This is a genomic window from Xanthomarina maritima (genome assembly GCF_008084905.1).
In the GTDB taxonomy this organism is placed as follows: domain Bacteria; phylum Bacteroidota; class Bacteroidia; order Flavobacteriales; family Flavobacteriaceae; genus Xanthomarina; species Xanthomarina maritima.
Window position 1 is genome coordinate 104,487 of record NZ_VSFC01000023.1, and the last position, 16,348, is coordinate 120,834.

General features: G+C 32.3%; 13 protein-coding genes. 6 read left to right on the forward strand and 7 right to left on the reverse strand.

The features are described 5' to 3' along the window. Positions 1-378 precede the first annotated feature (378 nt). Positions 379-2,517 carry an ATP-dependent DNA helicase RecG gene (gene recG, locus FVF61_RS05270; RefSeq protein WP_148454093.1) on the reverse strand — a complete coding sequence of 713 codons (2,139 nt, stop codon included), beginning with the start codon at positions 2,515-2,517 and terminating at the stop codon, positions 379-381. Positions 2,518-2,598: 81 nt separating this feature from the next. On the opposite strand from recG, the gene FVF61_RS05275 reads away from it, so the two are divergent. The 3 genes from FVF61_RS05275 to FVF61_RS05285 are packed head-to-tail and all read left to right on the forward strand — an operon-like array spanning position 2,599 to position 6,385. After that, the gene (locus FVF61_RS05275; protein WP_148454095.1) at positions 2,599-4,599 is read left to right on the forward strand and encodes a M1 family metallopeptidase; all 2,001 of its coding nucleotides are present in this window, start codon (positions 2,599-2,601) and stop codon (positions 4,597-4,599) included. Continuing rightward, positions 4,599-5,504 carry a patatin-like phospholipase family protein gene (locus FVF61_RS05280; RefSeq protein WP_148454097.1) on the forward strand — a complete coding sequence of 302 codons (906 nt, stop codon included), beginning with the start codon at positions 4,599-4,601 and terminating at the stop codon, positions 5,502-5,504. The genes FVF61_RS05275 and FVF61_RS05280 overlap by 1 nt, the downstream gene beginning before the upstream one ends. After that, on the forward strand, positions 5,501-6,385 hold the full coding sequence (locus FVF61_RS05285; protein ID WP_148454099.1) for a patatin-like phospholipase family protein: 885 nt from the start codon (positions 5,501-5,503) through the stop codon (positions 6,383-6,385). Before FVF61_RS05280 ends, FVF61_RS05285 begins: the two co-directional genes overlap by 4 nt. Positions 6,386-6,413: 28 nt before the next feature. On the opposite strand, the gene FVF61_RS05290 is transcribed toward FVF61_RS05285, so the two are convergent. Both FVF61_RS05290 and FVF61_RS05295 read right to left on the reverse strand, forming a co-directional pair. After that, entirely contained in the window at positions 6,414-6,935 is a 522-nt protein-coding gene (locus tag FVF61_RS05290) for a DUF7935 family protein (RefSeq protein WP_148454101.1), read from the reverse strand. A gap of 9 nt (positions 6,936-6,944) precedes the next feature. Beyond that, positions 6,945-8,513 (reverse strand): FMN-binding glutamate synthase family protein, encoded by a 1,569-nt coding sequence (locus tag FVF61_RS05295; RefSeq protein WP_148454103.1) that lies wholly within the window; start codon positions 8,511-8,513, stop codon positions 6,945-6,947. Positions 8,514-8,649: 136 nt separating this feature from the next. On the opposite strand from FVF61_RS05295, the gene FVF61_RS05300 reads away from it, so the two are divergent. Next, the gene (locus FVF61_RS05300; protein WP_148454105.1) at positions 8,650-10,986 is read left to right on the forward strand and encodes an ATP-dependent helicase; all 2,337 of its coding nucleotides are present in this window, start codon (positions 8,650-8,652) and stop codon (positions 10,984-10,986) included. Next, the gene (locus FVF61_RS05305; protein WP_148454107.1) at positions 10,986-11,606 is read left to right on the forward strand and encodes an L-threonylcarbamoyladenylate synthase; all 621 of its coding nucleotides are present in this window, start codon (positions 10,986-10,988) and stop codon (positions 11,604-11,606) included. Before FVF61_RS05300 ends, FVF61_RS05305 begins: the two co-directional genes overlap by 1 nt. 79 nt (positions 11,607-11,685) lie before the next feature. On the opposite strand, the gene FVF61_RS05310 is transcribed toward FVF61_RS05305, so the two are convergent. The 3 genes from FVF61_RS05310 to FVF61_RS05320 form a co-directional block, all read right to left on the reverse strand. Continuing rightward, on the reverse strand, positions 11,686-12,525 hold the full coding sequence (locus FVF61_RS05310; protein WP_148454109.1) for an OmpA/MotB family protein: 840 nt from the start codon (positions 12,523-12,525) through the stop codon (positions 11,686-11,688). A gap of 94 nt (positions 12,526-12,619) precedes the next feature. After that, a complete protein-coding gene (locus tag FVF61_RS05315) occupies positions 12,620-13,609 on the reverse strand; it encodes a glycosyltransferase family 2 protein (RefSeq protein ID WP_148454111.1) in 990 nt (329 codons plus the stop codon). After that, complete coding sequence (locus tag FVF61_RS05320) at positions 13,606-14,052, reverse strand: type I restriction enzyme HsdR N-terminal domain-containing protein (RefSeq protein ID WP_148454113.1); 447 nt, start codon at positions 14,050-14,052, stop codon at positions 13,606-13,608. The genes FVF61_RS05315 and FVF61_RS05320 overlap by 4 nt, the downstream gene beginning before the upstream one ends. A 109-nt stretch (positions 14,053-14,161) precedes the next feature. Here FVF61_RS05320 and holA point away from each other — a divergent pair, with 109 nt between their 5' ends. Further along, the gene (gene holA, locus FVF61_RS05325) at positions 14,162-15,166 is read left to right on the forward strand and encodes a DNA polymerase III subunit delta (RefSeq protein WP_148454115.1); all 1,005 of its coding nucleotides are present in this window, start codon (positions 14,162-14,164) and stop codon (positions 15,164-15,166) included. A 5-nt stretch (positions 15,167-15,171) separates the two neighbouring features. Here holA and FVF61_RS05330 read toward each other — a convergent pair whose 3' ends face one another. Then, on the reverse strand, positions 15,172-16,338 hold the full coding sequence (locus tag FVF61_RS05330; protein ID WP_148454117.1) for a C45 family autoproteolytic acyltransferase/hydolase: 1,167 nt from the start codon (positions 16,336-16,338) through the stop codon (positions 15,172-15,174). Between the last annotated feature and the right edge of the window lie 10 nt (positions 16,339-16,348).

A 16,348-nucleotide genomic window follows, 5' to 3' on the forward strand; every position in this document is an offset into this window, starting at 1 on the left:
TTGTTTTTTAAGTTAGCTCCTAGATTCCTTCCAGATTCCTCCCAAAAAATACGATTTTTAAAAAAATAACCCATGCTTGTTCTCGAACCACTCTCTAACCACTCTCGAACAAAACCCCTTAAAAACACCATTTTTAGGCGATATGCGTCTATAAGAGTCAAGCGTAACTGTATTAAGGTATTAGTGAGAAATAATAGGCAAATGTGGATAAATTGGCATCAATTAAGGTCAATTGGCTTCAATAGGTGCTAGTTTGCGCCAATTTGAGCCAAAACATATAAGTAAATTACTACAAAATAGGTAATTTTAATACAATGGTTATTTGGTGCCTTTTTTAACTCTTAAAAAGTCAAGTTAGAGGCTGTTTAAGGTGTGGTTTTAGCTTATATAATTCCAAATATTCTTATACTTTCCAAGCTGTTGGTAAGTGTACAGAATGGTTTTGTTTTCTGTGGCTTTTAAAGTAGGATCACTTCCAAGTACCTTTTTGGCATAATATCTGGCAGACTGAAGTATGTCCTTGTCTTTGAGTAAATCGGCTATTTTGAGGTTTAATACACCACTTTGTTGGGTGCCCATAATATCTCCTGGACCTCGTAGTCTTAAATCTACTTCAGCAATCTCAAAGCCATCGTTGGTTCTGCACATGGTTTCTAAACGTGTTTTGCTGTCGTTGCTTAGTTTGTGGCTGGTCATTAAAATACAATAGCTTTGTTCGGCTCCACGACCCACACGGCCACGTAATTGATGTAATTGTGATAAACCAAAGCGTTCGGCACTTTCAATAATCATAACAGAGGCATTAGGAACATTTACACCAACCTCAATAACCGTTGTGGCAACCATGATATTGGTTTCCCCTTTAATAAAGCGTTGCATTTCGTATTCTTTGTCTGCGGGTTTCATTTGTCCATGTACTATCGAAATCTGATACTTAGGAGGAGGGAAGTCTCTTACCACACTTTCGTATCCATCCATTAAATCTTTATAGTCCATTTTTTCACTTTCCTGGATTAATGGATACACGATATAAATTTGTCTGCCTTTTTCAATTTCATCTCTTATAAACCTGAAAACTTTGAGTCGGTTTTTATCGTATCGATGAACCGTTTTTATAGCTTGTCTTCCTGGAGGTAATTCGTCGATGACTGAGATGTCCAAATCCCCATAAACAGACATGGCTAAGGTACGTGGAATTGGAGTTGCAGTCATTACTAAAATATGTGGTGGTGTAGGTGAAGTTTTAGATTCATTCTGGTCAGATTGAGAAGGGCCTTTATGCCACAATTTACTTCTTTGTTCGACACCAAAACGGTGTTGCTCGTCGATAATTGCGAGCCCTAAATTCTTGAATTTAACCTTGTCTTCAAGTAGTGCATGTGTGCCAATTAGGATGTCTAATTCACCATTTTCAAGCAATTTATGAATTTCTTTTCTTTCTGAAGTATTGCTTGAACCAGTAAGTAGTTCTATACTGATATTTAATTGATTAGCTAGTTCTTCTAATCCGTTATAGTGTTGAACTGACAAAATTTCAGTCGGAGCCATCAAACAGGCTTGAAAACCATTGTCAAGTGCCATGAGCATTGACATGAAGGCAACTATGGTCTTTCCAGAACCCACATCTCCTTGTAAGAGTCGATTCATTTGTGCATTACTGCCCAAATCTTGTCTGATCTCTTTTAAAACACGCTTTTGTGCATGGGTTAATTCAAAAGGTAAATGCTCATTATAAAATGTGTTGAAGTATTCTCCAACTTGTGTAAAAGGCAAACCTTTTATTTTCGATTTATGGATTAAATTTTTAAGAATTAATTGCAATTGAATATAGAATAATTCTTCAAATTTTAATCGAAATTGAGCCCTTGCTAATAGCTCCTGATTTTTCGGAAAATGGATGTTAAAAAAGGCTTCAGATTTGGATATTAATTTGAGTTCAGAAAGGATATTCCCAGATAAAGATTCTTGAAAACGACCCTTGGTTTCAAGAAACAATTGTTGCATGATTTTATTAATCACGCGATTGGTAATGCCTTTATTCGATAATTTTTCAGTAGAAGGATAAATGGGTTGCATGGCTGAACGCAAATTCTGTTCGTGTTCTTCCAAAAGCTCCATATCAGGATGTGGCAGATTAAAAACACCATTAAACCAATTCACTTTGCCAAATACAACATAGGGTTTGTTGAGTTTTAAGCTCTCGCGAATCCATTTTTGCCCACGAAACCAAATCAATTCCATAGTTCCAGTATCGTCCTTGAAGGTTGCTACCAAGCGTTTGCCACGTTTTTGAGCGACTTCTTTCAGGCTAATAATTTCACCGATTATCTGAACTTCCGAAGAATTGCGCTGTAACTGATTTATCTTATAATATTGGGTTCTGTCTAAATATCTGTTTGGAAATAAATTAATTAAATCTTGATAGGTGTGAATGTCTAGTTCTGTTCGGAGTAAATCTGCTCGATTTGGACCGACACCTTTTAAATAATCTATGGGAGTTTGTAAATTAATAGACATAACACGAATATAAACCTTAATCTTGAAACTTAAAACTTCAAAATTTATGTATTTTAGTCAGGTAGTTGATAAGTTATGTTTATGAAAGGCCTTCTTTTTTATTTCTTATTGTTTTTTGCAGGATTAGCTCATGCGCAACAGCTTGAAATTGTTGATTTTAGTCATATTAAAGCCGAACTGAGTTTTAATGTGGACTCCTCTAAAGTGTATGGATTGGCTGAATATCAATTTAAAATTTTAAAACCTGTAGATTCAGTTTTTTTAGATACTATAAATATCAATTTTGATGAGGTCTTGCTAAATAATGAAAAAGTGCCGTTTAAAAACAATGCCAAGCAGCTTGTAGTTTATTCTAAATTTAAAACTGGAGAACCCTATAATTTGCGCTTTAAATATGAAGCACAGCCTAAAAAAGCTCTCTATTTTGTGGGTTGGAAAAATGAAGCTCCAAACCAAATTTGGACTCAAGGTCAAGGGAAATATACAAGCAATTGGCTACCAAGTTTGGATGATACGAACGATAAAATAGAATTTGATTTATCGATAACTTTCAATAGCGATTATGAAGTGATTTCAAACGGAAACCTTGTAAATAAAGAAGTTGAAGCAGAAAATACGACTTGGCATTACGATATGAAAGAACCCATGTCCAGCTATTTAGTGGCTTTGGTGGTTGGAAAATATAAAGTTTATAAAGAAATTTCAAATAGTGGCATTCCGTTAGAAATGTATTATTATCCAGAAGATTCCTTGAAGGTGGAGCCAACTTATCGCTACAGTAAACAGATGTTCGATTTTCTTGAAAATGAAATTGGTGTCCCTTATCCTTGGCAAAACTACAAACAAATTCCAGTGCATGACTTTCTGTATGCTGGTATGGAAAACACAAGTGCCACCATTTTTTCGGATGGATTCGTAATTGATTCCATTGCTTTTGTAGATAGAAATTATGTAAATGTAAATGCGCATGAACTAGCACATCAATGGTTTGGAGATTATGTAACGGCTAAAAGTGGCGAACACCATTGGCTTCAGGAAGGGTTTGCTACCTATTATGCGCTTTTAGCAGAACAAGATGTTTTTGGGGAAAACTATTATTATTGGAGATTATATGAATATGCTCAGGAATTGATGGACCAAAATAGGTCTGGAACAAGTACGTCTTTGTTAAACCCGAAATCGAGCAGTAACACTTTTTATAAACGAGGCGCTTGGGTTTTACATGTATTAAGAGAGAAGGTAGGAGATAAGGCCTTTAAAAAAGCTTTAAAAGTCTATCTAGAGAAGCATTCTTTTTCAAATGTGGAAACCACAGATTTTATTTCTGAAGTTGAAAAAACCAGTGGAGAAGATTTATCTGATTTTGTAAATAGCTGGCTGGTTCAAGTAGATTTCCCTGTAGACGAAGCTATTGAAAGTTTAATGCAATCGGCATTTATTCAAGAATATGAAATGGTAGATTGCGAGTTAGTGACTTCTAAATGCGATTATTATTTAACGGCTCCAATTTCAGATCAAGCCAAAGAAAAGGTTATTTCGCAAATTCCAAATAGAGTGACTTCAGATGTTTTTGAAGGCTCATTGAAGGCAAGGCAAGCTATAGCTAAGAACGTTGACGAGATTCCTCTTAATTTAAAAGTAAATTACGAAACCTTATTAGATGACGAATCTTATGTAACTTTAGAATCTGCTTTGTTTCATTTGTGGATAAATTTTCCCGAAAACAGAGCTGTTTATTTAAACAAAACCAATGATATTGTTGGTTTAAGTGATAAAAATGTAAGACAGTTGTGGTTGGCTTTAGCGCTTTCAACGCCTTCTTTTAAACCAGAAAGTAAAACAGAATTTTTAAATGAACTGATAAATTATTCCAACCCGAAATATGGTTTTGAAGTTCGATTAACGGCTTTTAACTATTTAAATTCATTAGGAATTTTTAATGAGGAAGTTTTAGCTAATTTAGTGGATGCATCTGGACATTATAATTGGCAGTTTAATAAGTTTGCTAAAAACATGTTGGAAGAATTATCTAAGAATTCAGATTATCAAGAAATCATTTTAAGATTGAAAAATACAAATTAATGAGAGCATTAGTTATTTCTGGAGGAGGAAGTAAAGGCGCTTTTGTGGGAGGTGTCGCTCAATATTTAATTGAAAACAAATTGCATGAATACGATATTTTTATAGGTACTTCTACAGGTAGTTTGTTAGTATCTCATTTAGCTTTAAAAAAAGTTGAAAAAATAAAAAATGTTTATACTAGTGTTAATCAGCACTCTATTTTTAACGTCTGTCCATTTAAAATTAAAAAGAAAAGAGGGTTTGAATCCATCAGTATTAATCATTTTAATGTGTTAAGAAATATTTTTAAAGGAAGGAAAACTTTTGGTGAAAGTTATAATCTTAAGAGGTTGATTAAAAACTCAATTTCTGAAACTGAATTTGATCAATTAAAAATTTCGCAAAAAGATATAGTGATTACCGTTTCAAATTTATCACTAAATCAAATTGAATATAAATCTATAAAGGATTATAATTACGAAGAGTTCTGCGAATGGATTTGGATTTCATGTAATTACACACCATTTATGTCTTTGGTAAAAAAAGATGGTTGCGAATATGCCGATGGAGGCTTGGGTTCCATGGTGCCAATTGAAGAAGCTATAAAACGTGGAGCTACGCATGTGGATGCTATCATTTTACAAACGGAAGTCACGCATTTTAATAGAATGCCTTCAACAAATGCCTTTTCATTATTAACAAACATGTTTGCCTTTATGTTGGATAGAATTGAAGGTCAGAATATTAGAATTGGAAAGTTTGTGGCCTCAAATCAAGAAGCAATCATAGATTTTTATTACACCCCAATTGTTTTAACCACGAACGCATTAATTTTTGATAAAGAAAAAATGACCTCTTGGTGGCAAAGTGGCTTTAATTTTGCTAAATATAAAAACGAATCAGTAAGTCCGTTAGAAACAGAATGAGAGCATTAGTTATATCAGGTGGAGGGAGTAAAGGAGCGTATGCAGGAGGTGTAGCTCAATATCTTATGGAAAATGAAGGTAGAGAATACGATATGTTTTTAGGGACATCAACGGGAAGTCTTTTAATTCCTCATTTGGCGGTTAATAATATTCCGAAGTTGTATGACATTTTTACAAATGTGCAACAGCATGATATTTTTAGTGTTAGTCCATTTGTACAACGTAAAAAAGGAGACAGGGAATATGTGTCCATAGATTTTATAAACTCTATTTGGCAGTTTATGAAAATGAAGAGAACCTTTGGTGAAAGCAAGTCGTTAAGAAGAAATATTAAACGAAATTTCACAAGGGACGAGTTTGAAAAAATTAGAGTTACAAAGGAAGATGTAGTAGTTACAGTTACTAATTTGTCAAGAAATAAAGCGGAATATAAATCTATAAAAGATTTTAGTTATGAAGAGTTTTGTAACTGGATTTGGATTTCGTGTAATTATGTGCCATTTATGTCTTTAGCAAAAATTAATGGATACGAATATGCAGATGGAGGTTTAAGTTGTGTTGTTCCTATTAGAGAAGCTGTAAAAAGAGGAGCGACGGAAATTGATGCCATAATATTGGAGTCTGAACAAATGGAACATAATAAGGTTTTGGGCAAAAACCCATTTTCTTTAATGATGAATTTATTTGGCCACTTAATGGATCAAGTTGAAAAGAGCGATGTTGCTATAGGTAAGTTAGCTGCAAGTAATCATGGAGTAAAATTGAACTTGTATTATACGCCTGCAAAATTGACAGAGAATTCTTTAATATTTAGTAAAAGTCTTATGGAGGATTGGTGGAAAAAAGGTTTTGACTATGCTGAAAAGAAATTCAATGAATAAAATATTCCAACTAATTAATACTTCTTGTTTACCATAAATCGCCAACTTCTTGTTTGATAAAAGATAAAGCAGCATCGCTTGGTGCTCTTTTTTCCATCATTTCAGTTAGAATTACCTCTCTTAACTTGTTAGCAGTATCTGTTTTTTCAAGTAAACTTGCTTTTCTTATAAGTTGAATAGTAGCGTTTTTTGCAGCAGTAATAATGCTCCAGCAATCATCTGAAATGTAGATTTGTTGCGATAAATTATGCTCAAATTCTTGTTCAATTGCTGCTATAAGTAAAGATTCATAATCTTCTTTATTTGAAGAGTTTGGAGTCATTCTTATTAATAATTTAGAAGGTGTTATTCTTTCTAAAAATAAAGCCATACGTTCGTAAGCTTGCAAACGGATTGGCATGGTATTTACTTGCATGTCTTTATGCAATAAGAAACGTCTTCTGCCATCTTCATTTTTTGTATGTTCTTTAAAAAAGTAATATGCTATAAATCCAGTAATTAATGTAGGAATAGCAAACATGAATAAATCTATAATTCTTTCAGAATCCATAAGTAGTATTTAGATGTTGGTTTTATAATTTCCTCCCAAATATAAGCAATCTTTTAAATCTTGCATAGAAGTAAAAGGAACATGTGCTTTATGGTATTTATATGTTCTATCAAGTTCTTTGGATAGATGTTGATCATCTACATTCACATCGATGTCATCCATTTTAAACTGACAAGGATGTTCGTATCCTGCAGCATGAGTAATTTCAACGAGTTCTTTTCTAAAAGTTTTAAAATATTGCGCTAGGCGTTCAGATTTTAAAGTAGGATCAATACCATTCTGTAACCACTTACTTTGGGTTGCAACTCCACTTGGACAGCGATTGGTATGGCAAACTTGTGCTTGAATACAACCAATACTCATCATAGCTTCCCGAGCTACATTTATACAATCTGCTCCCATAGCAAAAGCCATAGCTGCTTTGGCAGGAAAGCCTAGTTTGCCACTTCCTATAAACACAATACGTTCACATAAATCTCTTTCTTTAAACATTTTGTATAAGTCGCTAAAACCATAAACCCAAGGTAGAGATACGTGGTCTGCAAAACTAGGAGGAGCAGCTCCAGTTCCACCTTCACCACCATCTACCGTAATAAAATCTGGACCTTTACCAGTTGTTTGCATGATGGTTGCTAATTCTTTCCATTGGTCTAATTTTCCAATAGCAGCTTTAATACCTACAGGTAAGCCCGTTTTATCAGCAATATCTTCAATAAAATCAACTAATTCTTGAACATTAGTAAAAGCAGAATGATTAGGAGGAGATAAAACATCTTTGCCTAATGGGACATGTCTAATATTAGAAATTTCTTGTGTTATTTTAGCAGCTGGTAAAACACCACCTTTTCCAGGTTTTGCACCTTGAGATAACTTAATTTCAATAGCTTTAACATATGGGTTTATATTAACCAATTCTACTAATTTATCCATAGAAAAATTCCCATTTTCATCACGAACACCAAAATAACCTGTCCCAAAATGAAAGATAACATCTCCACCATTACAATGGTATGGAGATAAACCACCTTCGCCTGTGTTATGGTAAGCTCCTGCAATTTTTACCCCTTTATTCATAGATTCTACAGCTTTGGCAGAAAGAGATCCAAAGCTCATTGCCGAAACATTGATGATGGAAGCAGGTCGATAAGGCTTTTTCCGTTTATTATAAGCTCCCATCACTTTAGCACAAGGCAAGAAGTTTTTATCTGAACTATTTGGATGGTTCTCACTAATTTTATAGGGCATCATCGCATTGTTTATAAAAATGTGCTGATGCGAAAAGATATCTCTATCTGTTCCAAAACCTTCATAATTATTCTCTTTTTTTGCTGAAGCGTAAATCCAACTTCGTTCAATTCTATTAAAAGGAAGTTCTTCTCTATTATTTGCGATAAAATATTGACGGATTTCTGGTCCAATTTTCTCCATTAGATAACGTAAATGACCAATAACCGGAAAATTATGGCTGATGGTGTGAGCTTTTTGAATAAAAATATCACGAATAGCTATTAAAGCTAGAATAATTATTATCCATTGCCACCAAGAAAGGTTTTTAATAAAATCTATAATTGAATCCATGAATTATATTTTTTGGTTAAAGATATTTAAAATAGTTAAATTATTATTTTTATGAATAATTGTTTATAATTATTCATAATTCTATCCTATAAAAAGGCTAGCAATAGTTATTTTTAGCCTTTAAAATGAAAGAGATTTGGAAACCTATTTAAGTCAATTAAACGATGCACAATTAGCACCAACTTTGCAAAAAGATGGGCCAATGATAGTTATTGCTGGAGCAGGTTCTGGTAAAACCAGAGTTTTAACCTACAGAATAGCTTATTTAATGAGTCAAGGAGTCGATTCGTTTAATATTCTTGCCTTAACTTTTACTAACAAAGCTGCTCGAGAAATGAAAGAACGTATTGCAACCATTGTTGGTACTAGTGAAGCCAAAAACCTTTGGATGGGAACCTTTCACTCGGTATTTGCTAAAATATTAAGATTTGAAGCAGATAGATTGGGTTATCCAAGCAATTTTACTATTTATGATACGCAAGATTCAGATAGATTAATTGCATCTATCATCAAAGAAATGAATCTAGACAAGGATTTGTATAAATACAAACAGATTCGTTCCAGAATATCATCCTATAAAAACAGTTTAATAACTGTAAAAGCATATTTTCAAAACCCTGAACTAATTGAAGCAGATGCCATGGCCAGGCGTCCGAAAATGGGAGAAATCTATAAGAATTATGTGGATAGATGTTTTAAGGCTGGAGCCATGGATTTTGACGATTTATTATTGAAAACCAACGAGCTTTTAACACGTTTTCCAGATGTGTTGGCAAAGTATCAGGATAAGTTTCGTTATATTTTGGTGGATGAATATCAAGATACTAACCATAGTCAGTATTTAATTGTACGAGCACTTTCAGATAGATTTCAGAATATTTGTGTCGTTGGAGATGATGCGCAAAGTATTTATGCGTTTCGTGGAGCAAATATCAATAATATATTAAACTTTCAAAAGGACTATGATGATGTTAAACTTTTTAGATTGGAACAAAATTACCGTTCCACTAAAAATATTGTAAATGCCGCCAATTCAATCATCGATAAAAATCAAACAAAACTTGATAAAGTTGTTTGGACAGCCAATGATGAAGGAGCTAAAATTAAAGTTAACCGTTCTTTAACAGATGGAGATGAAGGTCGATTTGTGGCTAGTTCTATATTCGAAAACAAAATGCAAAATCAGTTAAGGAATAGCGATTTTGCAGTGTTATATAGAACTAATGCACAATCTCGTGCTATTGAAGACGCTCTTAGAAAACGAGATATTCCTTATCGAATTTATGGAGGTTTATCGTTTTACCAACGTAAAGAAATTAAAGACGTTTTATCATATTTGCGATTAATTATTAATCCTGCAGATGAAGAAGCTTTAAAACGAGTAATTAATTATCCTGCGAGAGGTATTGGCCAAACAACGGCAGATAGGTTGATTGTGGCTGCCAATGGATATAACCGTTCTATTTTTGAAGTGCTTCAGAATATTGATAAAATTGAAATAAATATTAATTCAGGCACAAAAAATAAACTAAAAGATTTTGTTACCTTAATTGAAAGTTTTCAGGTTTTAAACCAAACAGCTAATGCGTTTGAGTTAGCCGAACATGTTACAAAAGCAAGTGGTTTAATAAGAGAATTCAATAAAGATGGAACACCTGAAGGTGTAGCCAGAATGGAAAATATTGAAGAATTATTAAATGGTATTAAAGACTTTGTTGAAGGACAAAAAGAGTTAGCAGACTCCACAGCATCCTTAGCTGAGTTTTTGGAAGACGTTGCCTTAGCAACCGATTTGGATGCAGACAAAGGAGATAGTGACCATGTGGCTTTAATGACCATTCACTTAGCCAAAGGATTAGAGTTTCCATATGTATATATAGTTGGTTTGGAAGAAGATATGTTTCCGAGTGCTATGAGTATGAATACCAGAAGTGAACTGGAAGAGGAGAGACGTTTGTTTTATGTAGCTCTAACTCGAGCAGAAAAGCAAGCATATTTAACATATGCATTATCACGTTATCGATGGGGAAAATTAATAGATTCAGAACCAAGCCGATTTATTGAGGAAATAGACGAAGAGTTTTTAGATATTATTACACCTATTGAAGAACGACGATTTAACCCAATGTTAGATTCAGATATTTTTGGAGATGTAGAACCTAATAAAATTCGTTTTAAAAAGCCAGTTCAGCCAACTTTTAATAAAAAACAATTTAAAACTGAAAAAGCTTCAGAAAAAATAATAATTTCAACTCCTAAAAACTTAAAACCAGTTAGTAAAACAAATGGAAGTACAAATTTATTCGACAGTAAATTAACTGTTGGAAATATTGTTGAACATTTGCGATTTGGGAAAGGAGAAGTTGTAAAAATAGAAGGTGTAGGAGGAGATACTAAAGCCGAAATAAAATTTGATAAAGGAGGCATTAAAAAATTGTTATTGCGTTTTGCTAAACTAGAAATTATAGGATAATGGCTGAGTTTATTAAAATATACGAGGAAAATCCGAATCCAAAAGAAATAGCTAAAGTTGTTAAAGTATTGAGGGCTGGAGGGTTAATAATTTACCCTACAGATACGGTTTACGGTTTGGGTTGTGATATTAACAATATGAAGGCTCTAGAGCGAGTTGCCAGAATTAAGAATGTGAAATTAGAAAAATCTAATTTCTCTTTTATTTGTGAAGATTTAAGTAATTTAAGTGATTATGTCAAGCAAATAGATACATCTACTTTCAAAATATTAAAAAGAGCACTTCCTGGGCCATATACATTTATTTTACCTGGAGCAAAGTCATTGCCACATCCCTTTAAAAAGAAAAAAACGGTTGGTATTCGTGTGCCAAACAATCCTATAGCTATTGAAATTGTTAGGCAATTAGGAAACCCAATAATATCGACTTCTATTCATGATGAGGATGAGGTAATTGAATATACAACAGATCCAGAGCTTATTTATGAAAAATGGAATGATTTAGTAGATTTAGTAATAGATGCTGGTTATGGTGATAATCAAGCATCAACTGTTATTGATTTATCTGAAGATGAGCCAATTATTGTTAGAGAAGGTAAAGGAAGTTTAGAGATATTTTAGATTGAATTATTTAATTAAAAGGCATAAAAAAAGCTCAATTGAAAGATTGAGCTTTTTTAAATTTATAAGTTTTTAAAAACTAGTTTCCACCAGCTTCAAGGTTTTTCATTTCTTTTTCAATCATATCATAAAACTGATCGATTTTAGGAAGTACCACAATTCTTGTACGTCTGTTTTTTGCTCTGTTTTCAGCTGTATCATTTGGTACTAAAGGCACATAATGACTACGTCCAGCAGCAATTAATTGAGCAGGATTTACATTTAACTCTTGTAACACTCTAATAATAGAAGTAGAACGTTTAACACTTAAATCCCAGTTGTCTAATAATGGTGGTTTGTTATAAGGTACATCATCAGTGTGTCCTTCAACCATACATTCAAAATCAGGTTTGCTATTTACTACTTTAGCAACTTTAGCAAGTACTTCTTTTGCTCTAGTTGTTACATTATAACTACCACTTTGGAAAAGTAGTTTATCTGCAATTGAGATGAAAACAACTCCTTTTTCTACATTAATTTCAATATCTGGATCGTTAATTCCAACTTCACGTTTTAAACTTGTAACTAAAGCTAATGTTACACTATCTTTTTGTGTTAAAGCATCTTGTAAACGATTTATTTTTAGCTCTTTTTCTTTGATACTTTCTAAGGTTTTCTCAACATTGCTGGCACCTTTTGCTGATAAAATAGTTAAGTTATCGTTGTTTTTACGTAAATCAGCTACTTGTTCCTCTAAAGCTTTAGCTCTTGCAGATGCAGTTGCTTTTTCTTCTAAACAAGAGTTTAATTTAACAGTTGCAGTATTTAATAAATCTTGAGTTTCTTTTTGTTTTGCTTCTAATGAAGCATAATCTTTTTTAGATACACAAGAACCTAAAAGGAATAAGGCGAATGCACCTAGTATCATTGTTTTTTTCATAATTATTTTAGTTTTTGATTGTTATTAATTAACATACCAAAATTATATAAAAGTTGAATAGAAAAGATAGGTGTTAACAAAAATTTTAACAAATTTATAAACAATTGAAATACTTGTGTTTACGAATAAAGTATTGCCAAATTATGGATGTTTTATAATAATAGTTCTTTTTCTTTTTTTGTGACCTACGCTGCTTAAGTAATCTTGGTAAACTATTATAAAAACTAAAGTGTGCTTTTATAATTGATATAGTATGTTTTGCCTTAAATTCAAGAAGAAATTTAATTCCTGCTAGACCATCTAGAACTAATCTGATGAATACTAAAAACAATATATTTTCTTGAGCATTTTTGACTAATGTGAACAAGCTATTCCTAAAATTTAAATAAGTCTTTTTTGGATTTGTATTATTTAAGGTAGCTCCACCAACATGATATACTGTGGATGTACCAATATATTTGGTTTTATAATTTTGATTAAAAGCTTTCCAGCATAAATCTATTTCTTCCATATGTGCAAAAAAGGATTCATCAAAACCTTTTAAAGATTTAAAAACCTCTTTTCTTATAAAAAAACAAGCTCCAGAAGCCCAGAAAATATCTAAAACATCATTATATTGTTCATTATCTTTTTCAATGGTATTAAAAATACGTCCTCTACAAAACGGATACCCATATTTATCTAAAAAACCTCCAGCTGCTCCAGCGTATTCAAAATAGGCTTTGTTTTTATAATCTAATATTTTTGGTTGAATAATAGCTGTGTCAGTTTCCTTTTCGTAAGTTTTAAGAATAGGTTCTAACCAATTTTCGCTCACCTCGACATCGCTATTTAGTAAGCAATAAATATCTTCATCAACATGTTTCAAAGCATCGTTATAGCCTTTGGCAAAACCTCCATTTTCTTGGTTTTGAATAATCTTAACCATAGGAAACGATTTTTTGATAAAAGCTACCGAGTCATCTGTAGAAGCATTATCAGCTACGTAAATGGTTGCATCTTGTGAATATTTAATAACAGAAGGTAAGAATTGTTTAAGTAATTCTTTCCCATTCCAGTTTAATATGACGATGGCAATTTTCATTTTTTATACTCTGGAATGCTTTCTAGAAACTGATAACGTTCATTTTTTAAATCCATCTGACAATAATAATGATTAATTCCGTTAGTTACCATTAAATAGGTGGCATTTAAAACTAAGTTATAACGCGCTATTTGATCGAATGTTTCTTGGTTTATAGTAATTTGAGGTGCTTTGCATTCAACAATTAGATGAATGGTGCCATCTGAATTAAATACTACAATATCATATCGTTTACTTAAGTTATTTACTTTTAATACTTTTTCGACATTAATTAAAGATTGAGGATATTTTTTTTCTTTAATTAAAAACTGAACACAATGTTGACGTACCCATTCTTCGGGTTGTAAAATCACAAATTTTTTACGAATACAATCGAAAATAGAAATTTTATTTTCGCTATTTTTGAATCGAAACGGAAACTTTGAAAAATTTAGCTCTTGCATGAAGGCGTATTCAATTTTTTTCAAAGTTAATCTACTATCAACAATTACCAAATACCATTTGTGTTTTTTGGATTTATGATTTTAATTAATTTGAGCTTTATTAACAGATTTGGACGAAGTTAGACAAATAGTAACAGATATTAAGAATGGTAAGTTTTATCCTATTTATTTTTTAATGGGAGAAGAGCCTTATTATATTGATAATATTTCTAAATATATTGAAAAGAATGTCCTTTCGGAAGAAGAAAAGGGATTTAACCAAATGGTTTTATATGGACGTGATGTGACTATTGAAGATGTGGTTGGTCAAGCCAAACGTTATCCAATGATGGCAGAATTCCAAGTGGTTATTGTAAAAGAAGCTCAAGACTTATCTCGAACTATAGAAAAATTGGTTGAATATGCCGAGCAACCTCAACCTACGACAATATTAGTTATAAACTATAAGTATAAAACCATAGATAAGCGTAAAAAATTATATAAAGCGCTTAAAAATACAGGTGTTATTTTTGAGAGTAAGAAGCTTTACGACAATCAAGTAGGAGATTGGATAAGACGTGTTTTATCTGGACAAAACTATACCATTTCTCCAAAAGCAGCTCAAATGCTGGCTGAGTTTTTAGGGACAGATTTAAGTAAGATTTCTAATGAATTAGATAAACTTAAAATCATTCTTCCTGAAGGTACGCAAATTACTCCAGAACATATCGAGCAAAATATTGGTATTAGTAAAGACTATAATAATTTCGAATTGCAAAAAGCTGTTGGAGCCAGAGATATTTTAAAAGCTAATCAGATAATTAAATATTTTGGCGAAAACCCTAAAGATAACCCAATGGTTGTAACGGTTTCTTTGTTATATAGTTTCTTTTCTAAATTATTGCACCTGCATGGTTTACACGATAAATCTCCTAGAAATGTTAGTTCTGCTTTAAAAATCAATCCATATTTTGCAAGCGAATATATTGCTGCAGCTAGAATTTACCCTATGAAAAAAGTAAGCTCTGTTATTGCTGTTTTAAGAGAGTTTGATGTTAAAAGTAAAGGTGTTGGAGCCAATGCGATACATCAAGGAGATTTACTGAAAGAGATGATGGTTAGAATTATGACATAGAATAGTTAATTACTAAAATCTACTCTCACATATTCAGATTCATCAGGAGGACCAGCAAGAACTTCAATATAAGGGTTTTCAGAAATTGTCATAATAATTGATGCAAAAGTAAATCCGAAGCCATTTTCATTATTTGCTCTACAAACAGGATTATTTGCATCATCTTTTGAACGTAATGCCTCTTTTATTTGCTCTTCTGAAACTTCATTTTTGTTAGCTAACCTAGTTTCAACTGCACTAAAACGAAGATAGCTATTAGAATTTGTAGGTTTTAACTTTTCATCTAAACTTGGACTAAATTGTTTATGCCAAGATTTCAAATCATTATTAACTATTGGATGGTTTGTATGATATAGCGAACCATTTTCATTTAAAGGATTGTACCTAACAACTTTGTTTGCAGAGGCTTCAAAATCGTAAACTTCACCTTTAACTCCTATTATATAGTTTTGTCCTGATGCATGATTTACAGTTTGAATGAATGATAATAAGTCTTCTTTATCTGTAGAATTAATTATTCGTCTTACCACAAAAGCTACAGGTAATCCGGTTGATGATGCTTTTAATTGCATAAGTGTATTTACACAAACTCCAATTCCATCTTGATTTAAACCATTTAAAGCAATTAATCCAGGATGAGTAAGAATTAATTGTTCAGGACTGTTATCTGTTTTATTCAATCGCATTAGTACTTGAAAGCCATCTGTATAATTTTCAAGATCCATGTTTTGCGAGATATATCCAGGATTTCCATTTCTTGCTGGCACACCTAAACTACTGCAATGGTGATTGTATAGGTTATCAATATAAACCCAAAACTCATCAAGTAAATTCAATACAAAAATATCGTTGAAATTTTGTTCAGAACCATCAGAAATTCCTTTTACTTCTTCGTAAAGTTCTGGCGTCCATTTCTTAATGGCATCATCGAATGCTGCATATTCAAAAAAATCTTTTAATACGATGTCTGCATCTTTTCCTAGAGCAGTCGACGTGTTTTTTTTCCATGCATTAACAATGTCTGCAATTTCATTTTTTAGTTTTTCACCATGTTGCAAGCCAAGTTCATATCCAGTTCCAGAAAGTGAAATCATTTTTAATTCTCTATTTGCTTTCTGACTAAAACTCTCTAATGACAGAAGTAGTCCTATAAGTAATATGATGTTTTTCATTTCTAAAGTT